Below are 14,315 nucleotides of genomic sequence, written 5' to 3'. Positions count from 1 at the left end.
CTAACTGGCAGTTAGTGCACCTTGAACCGGTCGGCGGAGCCGCAGTGGCTAGTAGCCGAAGTCCTGCGTCCACCAGGGGCCGCCCGAGCCGAACTGGGCTCCGACGCCGAGGGTCTTGAAGTCGCAGTTCAGTATGTTGGCGCGGTGCCCGGGGCTGTTCATCCAGGCTTCCATGACCGCCTCGGGGGAGGCCTGGCCGCGGGCTATGTTCTCGCCGCCCAGGCTGGTGATCCCGGCCTTCGCCGCCCGGTCCCAGGGGCTGAGCCCGCCCGGGTCGGTGTGGTCGAAGAAGTCGCGCGCGTCCATGTCCTCGCTGAAGGCCTGGGCGAGGTCCGTCAGGGCGCTGTTGGCCGCCACCGGGCTGCAGCCCACCTTGGCCCGTTCCACGTTGACCAGCTTGAGCACCTCGGCCTCGGCCGCGGCCTCGTTGGACACCGTCACCGGGGCGGTGGTCTTCGGCGCCTTCGTGGCGGGCTTCTTGGGCTCCTTGGTCTTGCTGGGCTTGGCGGTGGGCTCCTTCGAAGGAGTCGTCGTCGGCGCGGCGGACGACGTCGAAGTCGAAGGAGCGGCGGAGGGCGAGGTGGAGCGTTCCGCGTCGCGGCTCGTCGACGTGTCGTCGTCGCGGGCGTCCGCGGTGCCCGAGGTGCCGCCCTGCTGGGTCTCCAGGCTGGACGGGGAGCTCGCGGCCTGCACCTTGTCGGAGCTGCCGCCGCCGAGCGAGTAGTTGTCACTGCCGGGCAGCACACCGGTCGCCACGGCGACGGTGCCCAGGGCCACGGCCGCCGAGACTCCGAGCAGGCCGGTGCGCACGGGCGTCGCGCCCTTCCTCTTGCGGTGCGAACGGGCACCGCTGGGGAGGTCGGCGACGGCTGCGTAGCCGTACAGGTTCTCCGGACCGTAGGGACCGTTGTCGTCCGTGCGGACCCTGCGGGTATCTGCGGCCCCGGTGGCGCGGCCTGTGGCGGCGCGGCCGGCGGCGGCGCGTCGGTGGCGTCCCATCTCCTGGGCCTTCCTCGATCTCGCGGTCGGCGATTCTCAGTCGAACATCACTCGAAAGAGTGAGTTTCATATGAGACTCATTGGGTCGGGACGGTACCCCATGCCGTAAGGGGAGGAAGTGCTCCGAGAGACATTGTCCGGTTAGCGTGCACCCATGAACGAGGTTGTACGGGTGGTCGTCTGGGTGCGTGGGCGGGTCCAGGGCGTGGGTTTCCGCTGGTTCACGCGGGCCAAGGCATTGGAGATCGGAGGGCTGAGTGGTTTTGCTCTCAATTTGGACGACGGACGGGTCCAGGTGGTCGCGGAGGGCCCTCGGTCCGGATGCCAGACCCTGCTCGACTGGCTCCAGGGGGACGACACACCCGGGCGTGTAGACGGAGTCACTGAGATCTGGGACACGCCTCGCGGGATCTACGACGACTTCGCCATCCGCTGACGGCGACGGCGGCAACGGCCCGGGTGGAAGCGGAATGGCATGCCAATGGCACTTGCCGGAAGCAGAAATGGCCTGGTGGTTGCCAAGAACGGCCAGTCGTGGCAGGCTCGCGAGATAAGGATGATCTCCACGCCCTCAGGGCCCCGCAGGAGTCGCAGCGCCGCCCTCTCAGGGCCGCGCGCCCCCGGGTTGCCTGCCAATACGGGGCGTGATCGTGTTGACCGTCAAACTTTTTGGTGAGACGCTGAAAGCCCCGCGCACCTTAGCTGTTTGGCATGTAGAACGGCAGCAAGAACTTAAGAGTGTCAAGCATTGCGGGTGCGATTCCCTCACGACCCACACCGCTTCGGTCGGTCACTCAGTGTGGAGGACCATCCATCATGGCAAAGGCGCTTCTCGGTTACGTCGGCGGTTCCGACCCGCGACTCATTGCCGAGATGCGACGGCTCCAGCAGCGCGTACAGGACCTCGAATCCGAGCTCGTACGGATTCAGGCCGAGAACGACGCGCTCGCGGCTGCCGCTTCTCACGAATCGCTTCTCGAGAGCATCGACGTACCCCAGGCGGAGCCTGCGCTCACCTGATCACTGCACCGCACTACGACAGCAGTGGTTGGGCTGCCCGTATCAACCGCTAAGTTGTCAGATTTGCAAGGGACGCCTCTCCGGCGTCCCTTCTTTCTTTCCCCCGTGCACTCTTCCACTCTCTTTAACGTCTGGTGTGCCCTGCACGTTCATGGGTGAAACCGCGCGTTCATGGAGTGAGACCGGCCCGAAAGGTAGAGTCCAGCGGCGTGCACCTCAAGGCCCTGACCCTGCGCGGGTTCAAATCGTTCGCCTCGGCGACCACGCTGCGCTTCGAGCCGGGCATCACCTGTGTCGTGGGTCCCAACGGTTCGGGCAAGTCCAATGTCGTGGACGCGCTGAGCTGGGTCATGGGCGAGCAGGGGGCCAAGTCGCTGCGCGGCGGCAAGATGGAGGACGTCATCTTCGCCGGCACCACCGGGCGGCCGCCGCTGGGCCGCGCCGAGGTGTCCCTGACCATCGACAACTCCGACGGGGCGCTGCCCATCGAGTACGCCGAAGTCACCATCACGCGGATCATGTTCCGCAACGGCGGCAGCGAGTACCAGATCAACGGCGATACGTGCCGATTGCTGGATATTCAGGAGTTGTTGTCCGACTCCGGCATCGGCCGTGAGATGCATGTCATCGTCGGCCAGGGCCAGCTCGACTCCGTCCTGCACGCCGATCCGATGGGCCGCCGCGCCTTCATCGAGGAGGCCGCGGGCGTTCTCAAGCACCGCAAGCGCAAGGAGAAGGCGCTGCGGAAGCTGGACGCGATGCAGGCGAACCTGGCCCGCGTCCAGGACCTCACGGACGAACTGCGGCGGCAGTTGAAGCCGCTCGGACGGCAGGCCGCCGTCGCGCGCCGCGCCGCCGTCATCCAGGCCGACCTGCGCGACGCCCGTCTGCGCCTCCTCGCCGACGATCTCGTACGGCTTCGTGGGGCGCTCCAGACCGAGATCGCCGACGAGGCCGCGCTCAAGGAACGCAAGGAGACCGCCGAGGCCGAGCTGAAGAGGGCGCTCCAGCGAGAGGCTCTCCTGGAGGACGAGGTCCGCCGGCTCACCCCCCGGCTTCAGCGCGCCCAGCAGACCTGGTACGAGCTCTCGCAGCTCGCCGAACGGGTGCGCGGCACGGTCTCGCTGGCCGACGCGCGCGTGAAGAGCGCCACCTCGGTGCCCGCCGAGGAACGGCGAGGACGCGAGCCCGAGGACATGGAGCGCGAGGCCGCGCGGATTCGCGAGCAGGAGGCCGAGCTCGAAGCGGCCCTGGAGGCGGCCGAGCACGCCCTTGAGGACACCGTCGCGCACCGCGCCGAGCTGGAGCGCGAGCTCGCCGTCGAGGAGCGCCGGCTCAAGGACGTGGCCCGCGCCATCGCCGACCGCCGCGAGGGCCTGGCCCGGCTCAACGGCCAGGTCAACGCGGCCCGTTCGCGTGCCGCGTCCGCCCAGGCCGAGATCGACCGACTCGCCTCCGCGCGCGACGAGGCGCAGGAGCGGGCGGTCGCGGCCCAGGAGGAGTACGAGGCCCTCAAGGCCGAGGTCGACGGCTTGGACGCCGGAGACGAGGAACTGGGCGAACAGCACGAGGCGGCCAGGCGTGCTCTCGCCGAGGCGGAGGCCGCGCTGACCGCGGCCCGCGAGGCGGCCACCGCGGCGGAGCGCAAGCGCGCCGCCACCCAGGCCCGCCACGAGGCACTCGCTCTCGGGCTGCGCCGCAAGGACGGCACGGGGGCGCTGCTCGGGGCGAAGGACCGGCTGACGGGACTGCTCGGGCCCGCCGCCGAACTGCTGTCGGTCACGCCCGGCTTCGAGGTCCCGCTGGCCGCCGCCTTCGGCGCGGCGGCGGACGCCATCGCCGTGACGACCCCCGCCTCGGCGGCGGACGCGATCCGCCTGCTGCGCAAGCAGGACGCGGGGCGGGCAGCGTTGCTGCTGGCGGGAGCGCCGGAAGAATGGGGAGCGGACGAACCGCCGACCGCCGCCCACCGTGCCTCCGACGTCCTGCCGTCTCAAGCGCGGCACGACGGACCGCCGTACGCCGCCGACCTCGTCCGAGGTCCCGCCGACCTCATGCCCGCCGTACGGCGGCTGCTGCGCGGGATCGTCGTCGTCGGCACCCTGGAGGACGCCGAGGATCTCGTCTACGCGCGGCCGGAGCTGACCGCTGTCACCGCCGAAGGGGACCTGCTGGGCGCCCACTTCGCGCACGGTGGATCCGCCGGAGCGCCGAGTCTGCTCGAAGTGCAGGCGTCGGTCGACGAGGCGGCGGCGGAGCTCGAAGAGCTGGGTGTGCGGTGCGAGGAGCTGGGCGAGGCGCAGCAGGTTGCCGCCGAGCAGAAGAAGGAACGGGCCGCGCTCGTCGAGGAGTTGGGGGAGCGGCGGCGGGCCGCCGAGCGCGAGAAGTCGTCCGTGGCACAGCAGTTGGGGCGGCTGGCCGGGCAGGCGCGAGGGGCAGCCGGGGAGGCCGAGCGGAGTACCGCCGCTGCCGCGCGGGCGCAGGAGGCGCTCGACCGGGCCGTCGAGGAGGCGGAGGAGCTGGCCGAGCGGCTCGCCGTGGCCGAGGAGATGCCCGTCGAGGAGGAGCCCGACACCTCCGTGCGCGACCGGCTCGCCGCCGACGGCGCCAACGCGCGGCAGACCGAGATGGAGGCCCGGCTCCAGGTGCGTACGCACGAGGAGCGGGTCAAGGGGCTCGCCGGGCGGGCCGACGGACTCGACCGGGCCGCGCGGTCCGAACGTGAGGCACGCGCGCGTGCCGAGCAGCGGCGGGCCCGGCTGCGGCACGAAGCGGCGGTCGCCGAGGCCGTCGCCTCCGGCGCGCGGCAGCTGCTCGCGCATGTCGAGGTCTCGCTGGCCAGGGCCGAGGAGGAGCGGGCCGCCGCAGAGAACGCCAAGGCGCACAGGGAGCAGGCCCTCGGCGTCGCGCGCAACGAAGGCCGCGACCTCAAGGCCGAGCTCGACAAACTCACGGACTCGGTGCACCGCGGCGAAGTACTCGGCGCCGAGAAGCGGCTGCGCATCGAGCAGCTGGAGTCGAAGGCGCTGGAAGAGCTGGGTGTGGAACCGGCAGGCCTTGTCGCGGACTACGGGCCCGATCAGCTCGTGCCGCCCTCGCTGCCCGCCGAGGGCGAGGAGCTGCCCGAGGACCCGGAGCACCCGCGCAACCAGCCCCGCCAGTTCCACCGCGCCGAGCAGGAGAAGCGGCTCAGGTCAGCCGAACGGGCGTATCAGCAGCTCGGGAAGGTCAACCCGCTCGCGCTGGAGGAGTTCTCCGCGCTGGAGGAGCGCCACAAGTTCCTCAGTGAGCAGCTGGAGGACCTCAAGAAGACGCGCGCCGACCTCCTTCAGGTGGTGAAGGAGGTCGACGAGCGCGTCGAGCAGGTCTTCACCGAGGCGTACCGGGACACGGCCCGGGAATTCGAGGGGGTCTTCAGCCGGCTGTTCCCGGGTGGTGAGGGGCGGCTGATCCTGACCGATCCCGACAATATGCTCACCACGGGTGTGGATGTCGAGGCGCGGCCCCCCGGCAAGAAGGTCAAGCGGCTGTCCCTGCTCTCCGGCGGCGAGCGGTCGCTGACCGCCGTCGCGCTGCTCGTGTCCATCTTCAAGGCGCGGCCCAGCCCGTTCTATGTGATGGACGAGGTCGAGGCGGCGCTCGACGACACCAACCTGCAGCGGCTGATCCGGATCATGCAGGAGCTGCAGGAGGCCTCGCAGCTGATCGTGATCACGCACCAGAAGCGCACGATGGAGGTCGCCGACGCGTTGTACGGCGTCTCCATGCAGGGCGACGGTGTGTCGAAGGTCATCAGCCAGCGGCTGCGCTAGATGCATGTAGGTCGCACGGGTCTCCACCTGCACTTCCAGGTAGCTTCAACTCTTGAACACAAGCGCGACACTCCTGCGGTCAAAATTCACAGAGAGACGCTATTGACTTCGAAACTTGAAGGCATAGTCTCTGCAACGTTGCTTTTACCTTCAGGTGGTGGGCGGCGTGTAGGTGTGCGCCACTGGAACCATCACTGAAGGGCTTGCCCCCACCCCCCGGCAGCGAGGCCGGTGGCCCGAGGAGTTACACGTGACCAGCACAGCGCAGGCACCTCAATCCGGAGCCCGGGACGCTCATCCCGAGCATCTCGGCCATGTCATCTTCATCGCGGCGGCGGCCGCGATGGGCGGTTTCCTCTTCGGCTACGACAGTGCCGTGATCAACGGCGCCGTCGAAGCCATCCGAAGCCGCTACGACATCGGCTCCGCGACCCTGGCACAGGTCATCGCCATCGCGCTGATCGGCTGTGCCATCGGCGCCGCGACCGCGGGTCGCATAGCCGACCGCATCGGCCGCATCCGCTGCATGCAGATCTCCGCCGTCCTCTTCACGGTCAGCGCCGTCGGTTCGGCACTGCCCTTCGCGCTGTGGGACCTCGCCTTCTGGCGCATCATCGGCGGTTTCGCCATCGGCATGGCCTCCGTCATCGGCCCCGCCTACATCGCCGAGGTCTCCCCGGCCGCGTACCGCGGACGCCTCGGCTCCTTCCAGCAGGCCGCGATCGTCATCGGCATCGCCATCTCGCAGCTGGTCAACTGGGGCATCCTGAACGCCGCCGGCGGCGACCAGCGCGGCAAGCTCCTCGGCCTCGAGGCCTGGCAGGTCATGCTCGGCGTGATGGTCATCCCGGCCATCCTCTACGGTCTGCTCTCGTTCGCGATCCCCGAGTCGCCGCGCTTCCTGATCTCCGTGGGCAAGGACGAGCGGGCCCGTCAGGTGCTCCGGGAGGTCGAGGGAGAGAAGGTCAACCTGGACGCCCGTGTGCTGGAGATCGAGCACGCGATGAAGAGCGAGCACAAGTCGACCTTCAAGGACCTGCTCGGCGGCAGCTTCTTCTTCAAGCCGATCGTCTGGGTCGGTATCGGTCTCTCGGTGTTCCAGCAGTTCGTCGGCATCAACGTCGCGTTCTACTACTCCTCGACGCTGTGGCAGTCGGTCGGTGTCGACCCGACGGACTCGTTCCTCTACTCGTTCACCACGTCGATCATCAACATCATCGGCACAGTGATCGCCATGATCTTCGTCGACCGGATCGGCCGTAAGCCGCTCGCGCTCATCGGTTCCGTGGGCATGGTCATCGGTCTCGGCCTCGAGGCCTGGGCGTTCTCGTTCGACCTCGTCGACGGCAAGCTGCCGGCCGCCCAGGGCTGGACCGCCCTGATCGCCGCGCACGTCTTCGTCCTCTTCTTCGCCCTCTCCTGGGGTGTCGTGGTCTGGGTCTTCCTCGGCGAGATGTTCCCGAACAAGATCCGCGCCGCCGCGCTGGGCGTCGCCGCCTCCGCGCAGTGGATCGCCAACTGGGCCATCACCGCGAGCTTCCCGTCGCTGGCCGACTGGAACCTCTCCGCGACCTACGTGATCTACACGATCTTCGCCGCGCTCTCCATCCCCTTCGTGCTCAAGTTTGTCAAGGAGACGAAGGGCAAGACGCTGGAGGAGATGGGCTAGACCCCCGTAGAAAAGGGTCCCCCGAAACTCGGGGAGAAGGGCCAAGTCCCCGCTGCCCCTCTCCTCGTACTCGTAAGAGACGTACTGCCCCGGCTCAGCCTTCGAGGTCTTCGAGCCGGGGCAGTACGTTTTCGCAGAACAGGTGCAGACTGCGCCAGCCCTCGTCGACGGGCATCCCGCCGGACAGCGGGTGCAGCACGTAGTTGTCCAGGCCCTGCGCCACGCACGCGTCGGGCGTGAGGATCCGGTAGACGCCCTCGGCGCGCAGCTCGTCGACCGTCGTGGCCGCCGACTTCACCGCCGAGCGGATGTCACCGGACTGCCAGGAGGCGTACGTCCGCGCCTCGTGCAGGAAGTGCCCGCCGTACTCGGCCCAGGCCCGGTCCGGGTCCTCGGCGATGTGCAGCAGCGGAGTCTCGGCCGCGGGCATCATGGTCCAGCCCTCGGTGCCGTACTCGATGAGCCGCTCCTTGTAGTACGCCTCCAGCTCCGGCAGATGCGCGCTGGGGAAGAACGGCAGTCCGAGCCGGGCCGCGCGACGGGCCGCGGCCTGGGACGAACCGCCGACCAGCAGCAGGGGGTGCGGATCCGAGAACGGGCGCGGGGTGACCCGTACCGTGCGGCCCCGGTATGCGAACTCCTCGCCGGTCCACGCCTTCAGCACCGTCTCCAGGAGCTCGTCCTGGAGCTTGCCGCGCCGCTTCCAGTCGACGTCGAAGAGGGCGTACTCCTCGGGCCGGTAGCCGATTCCCGCCACGGTCACCAGCCGTCCGCCGCTGAGCAGATCGAGTACGGCGATGTCCTCGGCGAGGCGCAGCGGATCGTGCAGCGGGCCGATCACCGCCGAGACGGTGACCGCGATGCGCCGGGTCGCCCCGAAGACCGCGCCCGCGAAGGCGAACGGCGAGGGCAGCCAGTTGTTGGCGACGCCGTGGTGCTCCTCGGTCTGCACGGTGGTGATCCCGCGGTCGTCGGCGTACGCGGCCATCTCCACCGCCGCCTTGTAGCGGGCACTCAGCGACGCGGGGGTGGCGTCGGGGTCAACGAGGTTGAAGCGTACGACCGTTACGGGCATCGGGAGCCCCCCTTCATGTGTGGAGTGGGACGGTAGCTGACGGTGCGTCAGACGGCCATAGTCGCGGGCTCTTTGAGGGGCTCGGCCTGCTCGGCTTGCTCGGGCGCGACTACCGCGGGCTTCGGCAGGACGACGTACAACACGAAGGAGACCGCGATCGTCGCCACCCAGCCGAGGCCGTACTCGCCGATGGGGTTGCCCGCCGCCAGCGGTCCCGTGAACCAGTCGGACGTCGTGAACAGCAGTCCGCTGCCCAGGCCCGCCGCCCATGCCGCCACCGCGGCCGGGCTGAAACCGCCCCGGTACCAATAGGCGCTGGTGCGCGTGGTGTCGAGCAGGGCCTCGGCGTCGTACTCCGTGCGGCGCAGCATGTCCGCGCCGAAGACGCCCACCCATGCCGAGAAGGCGATGGCGAGCAGCGACAGGAAGGCGATGAACGAGCCCATGAAGGAGGTGGCGACCAGCATCAGGACGCCGCCGAACGCCAGTGAGATCACGGCGTTGACCGAGACCGCCCAGTGGCGCGGCACCTTGAAGCCGAGCGTCTGCGCGGTGAAGCCCGCCGAGTACATCGACATCGAGTTGATCAGCAGCATGCCGACCAGGGCGATGAGCAGGTACGGGACCGCGATCCACAGCGGCAGGATCGCGCCGAGGAAGGAGACCGGGTCAGCGGCCGAGGCGAGGTCCGGCGTGGAGACCGCCATGACCGCGCCCATCATGACCATGGGCAGTACGACGATGCCGGCGCCGCCGACGGAGTTGCGCACGATCGCCGCGGACGACGCCGTACGCGGCAGGTAGCGCGTGAAGTCCGGAGACGACGGCACCCAGCTGATGCCGCCCGCGGCGATCAGTCCGGCGCCCGTGATCATCGAGGACGCCGACCCCGCCGACTGCCCGAAGACCTTGCTCCAGTCCGTGTCCACGATCAGATAGCCGAGGACAAGCACCGAGAAGCCGCCGAAGAGATACGTCGCCCACTTGTTGCACTTCTGGACGGCGTTGATGCCGAGGCCCGAGATCGCGAACGTCGTGATGACGAAGAGCAGCAGCGTCGCGATGATCAGGAACGTGTTGCTTTTGATGCCGAAGAGGATGTTCAGCACGGTGAGCAGCGCGTAGGCGCCGGTCACCGCGTTGATCGTCTCCCAGCCCCAGCGGGCGATCCAGATCAGCGAGCCGGGGAGGAGATTCCCGCGCTGGCCGAAGACCGCGCGGGACAGGGCCATGCCGGGGGCGCCGCCGCGCTTGCCCGCGATGCCTATCAGTCCGACCAGCCCGTACGACACGATCGGCGCCGCGACGCCGACGACCAGGGCCTGCCAGAAGTTGAGTCCGTAGGAGACGGCCAAGGCCGCGCCCATGGTCAGCGAGACGTTGATATTGGCGGCGAGGGCGTGTCACGGTCCACGGTATGGGCCGTGACACGCCCTGGGTACGCTGCGCGCACCCGACGCACCCCTCTGAAGCGATACTGGGGAGCGTTGTGACTCCGCCTTCAAGGCTTCCCGCCGACGCGTGGCCGGGCGGCGGACCAGCCCGGCCCGCGGGGCACGCAGCCCCACACGGACAACGACTGGCCGGGCGCGAGGTCACGCATACTGGACGCGTTATGGAAACCGTCATCCTTGCTGTAGTCATCGCCGTGGTCGTGATCGGCGCGCTCGGCGGGCTCGTCATCGGCAGTCGCAAGCGGAAGCTGCCCCCGCCGCCCCCCGCCGCCCCCGACATCACCGCCCCTCCGGCCGAGCCGCATGTCGGCGACGAGGCCGAGACGCCGCGCGAAGAACCGCGCCGCACGATAGAGGAGGTGGATCTCCCCGAGGGCTCGGCGGCAGCCCCCGTCGCTGTCGAGGAGCCCCCTGCCGCCCCCGAGATCGAGATCCCCGAGCCGACCGCCGGGCGTCTCGTACGCCTGCGCGCCAGGCTCTCCCGCTCACAGAACGCGCTCGGCAAGGGGCTGCTCACGCTGCTCTCGCGCGAGCACCTCGACGAGGACACGTGGGAGGAGATCGAGGACACGCTCCTCACCGCCGACGTGGGCGTGCAGCCCACCCAGGAGCTGGTCGAGCGGCTGCGCGAGCGCGTGAAGGTGCTCGGCACCCGCACCCCGGACGAGCTGCGCACCCTGCTGCGCGAGGAGCTGCTCCAGCTCCTCGTCCCCGAGTTCGACCGTGCGGTCAACACCGACTCGCCTCTCGACACTCCCGGCATCGTGATGGTCGTCGGCGTCAACGGCACCGGCAAGACCACCACCACCGGCAAGCTCGCGCGCGTGCTCGTCGCCGACGGCAAGAACGTGGTGCTCGGTGCCGCCGACACCTTCCGTGCCGCCGCCGCCGACCAGCTGCAGACCTGGGGCGAGCGTGTGGGTGCCCGCACCGTGCGCGGTCCCGAGGGCGGCGACCCCGCCTCGATCGCCTTCGACGCGGTCAAGGAGGGTATCGAGGAGGGCGCCGACGCCGTCCTCATCGACACCGCCGGACGCCTCCACACCAAGACCGGGCTCATGGACGAGCTCGGCAAGGTCAAGCGCGTCGTCGAGAAGCACGCGCCGCTGGACGAGATCCTGCTCGTCCTCGACGCCACGACCGGCCAGAACGGTCTCGTTCAGGCGCGCGTCTTCGCCGAGGTCGTGGACATCACCGGCATCGTGCTGACCAAGCTCGACGGCACCGCCAAGGGCGGCATCGTCATCGCCGTGCAGCGCGAGCTGGGCGTGCCGGTCAAGCTGGTGGGTCTGGGCGAGGGCGCGGACGATCTGGCGCCGTTCGAGCCTGAGGCGTTCGTGGATGCGCTTATCGGCGACTGACGGCTCGTACCGAACGAGCCGTGCGACGCCTGCGTGCCCGAGGGAGAGCGCAAGGAAGAGCGCAAGGAAGAACACGAGGAAGAGCCCCACTCCATGGTGCAGATGGTGTGGGGCTCTTCCGTATCGGAAGGTCTCTGTCGGAAGGTCTCTGCGCGTCCGTATCGGCAGGTCTATGCGCGCGACCTGTGCGCCACGTACGCCAGCGTCCCCAGCAGCAACCGAGCCTGCGGCGGCTTCGTCGCCGAGTCCAGGGCGGGGGAGCGCAGCCAGCGGACCGGGCCGAGGCCGCCGCGATCGGAGGGCGGGGCCGTGATGTACGTACCGGGGCCCAGGCCGTGCAGGTCCAGGGACGCGTCGTCCCAGCCCATGCGGTAGAGCAGCTCGGGGAGCTCGGCCGCGGAGTCGGGAGCCACGAAGAAGTGGGCGCGGGCGTCCGGGGTCGCCGTCACCGGTCCGAGGGGGAGCCCCATGCGTTCGAGGCGGGCGAGTGCGCGGCGCCCGGCGGGCTCGGCCACCTCGATCACGTCGAAGGCGCGGCCCACCGGCAGCATCACCGCGGCACCCGGGAACTCGGCCCAGGCCTCGGTCGCTTCGTCGAGTGTGGCGCCGGCCGGGATCGCCGGAGCGAAGTCCAGCGGATGCGCACCCGGCGCGGGACAGTCGGACCTGCCGCACGAGCACGCCCCCGCGGCGGCCCGGGCGCCGGGGACCACGTCCCAGCCCCACAGCCCGGTGAACTCGGCCACGGCGGTGCACTCCGACGAGCGGCCGCGGCGCCGTGAGCCGGGCCGGATTTCGCGCATCCCCCGACTACTGCCGATCGTGAAGCCCATGCCCCCTCCAACGGGTCCAACGCACCGGTGGTTACGTGAAGGAATCAGAACGTAACCCTGTGTTCCCGACTTCCCCGTGTTGCGCGATCACAGACGGCGCCCTGTAGTGCCCCGGGTGGTGCGCTCGGCTTCGTGCGCCCCCGTGCGCACCGCTCCGCCCACTCCCGGCTGTTCCGTGTCAAGTGAATCGCGCGGAGGTCACCCGCAGTTCATTCGAAGGGGTGGCGAATGGTGGCGTTTCCGGGATCGCCATGGCTGGAGGCGTGATCGTAGGGTTACTTTGAGTACACGAGTCCTGGGGACGTGTGCACTCGTGGGTATGCCAAGGGCAAGTCGGCTTCCCGTTCGAAGGGTGAGAACTGCCGGACGCGCGGCCGTATTTACCGGCATTCTGATAGGGCTTGGGCGCACGCAGCGTGCAAGTGGTCTCAGGGATGGGGGCGTTCCAGTGGGCGGCAACGGCGGAAGCGGGACGAACGCTGACAAGCGCCCCAATGAGCTGTTGGGCTCGTGGTTCGTGCGCAGCGGCTGGTCGAAGGGCGAGCTCGCACGTCAAGTGAACCGCAGGGCCCGCCAGTTGGGGGCCAATCACATCTCCACGGACACCTCGCGGGTGCGCCGCTGGCTGGACGGGGAGAACCCGCGCGAGCCGATCCCGCGGATCCTGTCCGAGCTGTTCTCCGAGCGGTTCGGCTGTGTCGTCGCCGTCGAGGACCTCGGCCTGCGCGCCGCCCATCAGTCACCGTCCGTGTCCGGTGTCGACCTGCCCTGGACGGGCCCGCAGACCGTGGCACTGATCAGCGAGTACTCGCGCAGCGACCTGATGCTGGCCCGGCGCGGCTTCCTCGGCAGCTCGCTGGCCCTCTCCGCGGGCCCCGCCCTCATCGAGCCCATGCAGCGCTGGCTCGTGCCCTCGCCCACGTCGCCCCGCGAGGAGCCCGAGCCCGCTGCCTCCATGCGCCGCGGCGGGCGCCTGTCCAAGCCGGAGCTGGACCTCCTGGAGTCCACCACCGTGATGTTCCGGCAGTGGGACGCCCAGTGCGGTGGCGGCCTGCGCCGCAAGGCGGTCGTCGGCCAGCTGCACGAGGTGACGGACCTGCTCCAGGAGCCCCAGCCCGCGGCGACCAACACACGCCTCTTCAAGGTCGCCGCCGAGCTGGCCGAACTGGCGGGCTGGATGAGCTACGACGTGGGGCTCCAGCCCACCGCGCAGAAGTACTTCGTGCTCGCCCTGCATGCCGCCAAGGAAGCGGGCGACAAGCCGCTCGGCTCGTACGTCCTCTCCAGCATGAGCCGCCAGATGATCCACCTCGGACGGCCCGACGACGCCCTGGAGCTCATCCACCTCGCGCAGTACGGAAGCCGTGACTGCGCGAGCCCGCGCACCCAGTCGATGCTGTATGCGATGGAGGCCCGCGCCTACGCCAGCATGGGCCAGCCCGGAAAGTGCAAGCGGGCCGTCCGGATGGCCGAGGACACCTTCGGGGACGTCCATGAGTGGGACGATCCGGACCCCGACTGGATCCGCTTCTTCTCGAAGGCCGAGCTGTACGCCGAGAACTCGCACTCCTACCGTGACCTCGCCTATGTCGCCGGACGCAGCCCCACGTACGCGTCCATGGCCGAGCCCCTGATGCAGGAGGCCGTCGACCGCTTCGGCAAGGACTCCGAGCATCAGCGTTCGTACGCACTCAACCTCATCGGCATGGCCACCGTGCACCTCCTCCAGCGCGAGCCCGAGCGGAGCGCGGTGCTGGCCAAGGAAGCCATGACGATCGCCAAGAAGGTGCGCTCCGAGCGCGTGAACACTCGTATCCGAAAGACGGTCGACACGGCGGCACGCGACTTCGGGGATCTCGCCGAGGTCATCGACCTCACCGACCAGCTCGCCGTTGACCTGCCCGAGACCGCCTCGGCGGTCTGAACGGGGCCGCGGAAGCGGCCCCGGCCCAGTACCCCGGCCGCGGCCGGTCGTCCCGAACTGCCCGACTCGGCTCCCCCATGCCAGGTCATCGGACGACCAGCCGTGGCCGGTTTACTTGCCCCTTTTTGCGCCTAAACCGGCGCCGCTCTCGCGGACCTGGCTGGTCGC

General features: G+C 69.5%; 9 protein-coding genes and 1 pseudogene. 6 read left to right on the top strand and 4 right to left on the bottom strand.

Translation table 11 applies throughout. The features are described 5' to 3' along the window. Positions 1-48: 48 nt before the first annotated feature. Positions 49-999 (bottom strand): CAP domain-containing protein, encoded by a 951-nt coding sequence (locus tag ACZ4WS_RS35970; protein ID WP_467987067.1) that lies wholly within the window; start codon positions 997-999, stop codon positions 49-51. Positions 1,000-1,153: 154 nt separating this feature from the next. On the opposite strand from ACZ4WS_RS35970, the gene ACZ4WS_RS35965 reads away from it, so the two are divergent. The 4 genes from ACZ4WS_RS35965 to ACZ4WS_RS35950 all read left to right on the top strand — a co-directional run bounded on the left by ACZ4WS_RS35965 (position 1,154) and on the right by ACZ4WS_RS35950 (position 7,500). Continuing rightward, on the top strand, positions 1,154-1,435 hold the full coding sequence (locus ACZ4WS_RS35965) for an acylphosphatase (RefSeq protein WP_467987065.1): 282 nt from the start codon (positions 1,154-1,156) through the stop codon (positions 1,433-1,435). 380 nt (positions 1,436-1,815) lie between these two features. After that, positions 1,816-2,019, top strand: a complete 204-nt coding sequence (locus ACZ4WS_RS35960) for a hypothetical protein (RefSeq protein WP_389508887.1) — start codon at positions 1,816-1,818, stop codon at positions 2,017-2,019. Positions 2,020-2,228: 209 nt separating this feature from the next. Then, positions 2,229-5,831 (top strand): chromosome segregation protein SMC, encoded by a 3,603-nt coding sequence (gene smc / locus ACZ4WS_RS35955; RefSeq protein WP_467987064.1) that lies wholly within the window; start codon positions 2,229-2,231, stop codon positions 5,829-5,831. Positions 5,832-6,081: 250 nt separating this feature from the next. Continuing rightward, entirely contained in the window at positions 6,082-7,500 is a 1,419-nt protein-coding gene (locus tag ACZ4WS_RS35950) for a sugar porter family MFS transporter (protein ID WP_467987063.1), read from the top strand. Positions 7,501-7,594: 94 nt separating this feature from the next. Here the strand turns inward: ACZ4WS_RS35950 and ACZ4WS_RS35945 are convergent, their stop codons facing one another. Both ACZ4WS_RS35945 and ACZ4WS_RS35940 read right to left on the bottom strand, forming a co-directional pair. After that, a complete protein-coding gene (locus ACZ4WS_RS35945) occupies positions 7,595-8,575 on the bottom strand; it encodes an LLM class flavin-dependent oxidoreductase (protein ID WP_467987061.1) in 981 nt (326 codons plus the stop codon). Positions 8,576-8,622: 47 nt separating this feature from the next. Beyond that, positions 8,623-9,972, bottom strand: a pseudogene (locus ACZ4WS_RS35940) (cytosine permease); the annotation flags it as partial. Between the two features lie 218 nt (positions 9,973-10,190). On the opposite strand from ACZ4WS_RS35940, the gene ftsY reads away from it, so the two are divergent. Further along, positions 10,191-11,390, top strand: a complete 1,200-nt coding sequence (gene ftsY, locus ACZ4WS_RS35935) for a signal recognition particle-docking protein FtsY (protein WP_467987060.1) — start codon at positions 10,191-10,193, stop codon at positions 11,388-11,390. Positions 11,391-11,560: 170 nt separating this feature from the next. Here the strand turns inward: ftsY and ACZ4WS_RS35930 are convergent, their stop codons facing one another. Beyond that, entirely contained in the window at positions 11,561-12,223 is a 663-nt protein-coding gene (locus tag ACZ4WS_RS35930) for a bifunctional DNA primase/polymerase (protein ID WP_467987059.1), read from the bottom strand. A 448-nt stretch (positions 12,224-12,671) separates the two neighbouring features. Between ACZ4WS_RS35930 and nsdA the strand changes: the two genes are divergently transcribed. Next, a complete protein-coding gene (gene nsdA, locus ACZ4WS_RS35925; RefSeq protein WP_467987058.1) occupies positions 12,672-14,147 on the top strand; it encodes a transcriptional repressor NsdA in 1,476 nt (491 codons plus the stop codon). Positions 14,148-14,315: the final 168 nt, after the last annotated feature.

The sequence above is a fragment of the Streptomyces sp. NPDC029292 genome (assembly GCF_055569295.1).
The sequence above is the reverse complement of the archived record's forward strand: the minus strand, read 5'-3'. Positions and strand labels throughout refer to the sequence as shown.

Coding starts and splice junctions, on each gene's coding strand:
- ACZ4WS_RS35965 (WP_467987065.1), top strand. CDS start 1,154: ATGAACGAGGTTGTACGGGTGGTCGTCTGGGTGCGTGGGCGGGTCCAG.
- ACZ4WS_RS35945 (WP_467987061.1), bottom strand. CDS start 8,575: ATGCCCGTAACGGTCGTACGCTTCAACCTCGTTGACCCCGACGCCACC.
- ftsY (WP_467987060.1), top strand. CDS start 10,191: ATGGAAACCGTCATCCTTGCTGTAGTCATCGCCGTGGTCGTGATCGGC.
- ACZ4WS_RS35970 (WP_467987067.1), bottom strand. CDS start 999: ATGGGACGCCACCGACGCGCCGCCGCCGGCCGCGCCGCCACAGGCCGC.
- ACZ4WS_RS35930 (WP_467987059.1), bottom strand. CDS start 12,223: ATGGGCTTCACGATCGGCAGTAGTCGGGGGATGCGCGAAATCCGGCCC.
- ACZ4WS_RS35960 (WP_389508887.1), top strand. CDS start 1,816: ATGGCAAAGGCGCTTCTCGGTTACGTCGGCGGTTCCGACCCGCGACTC.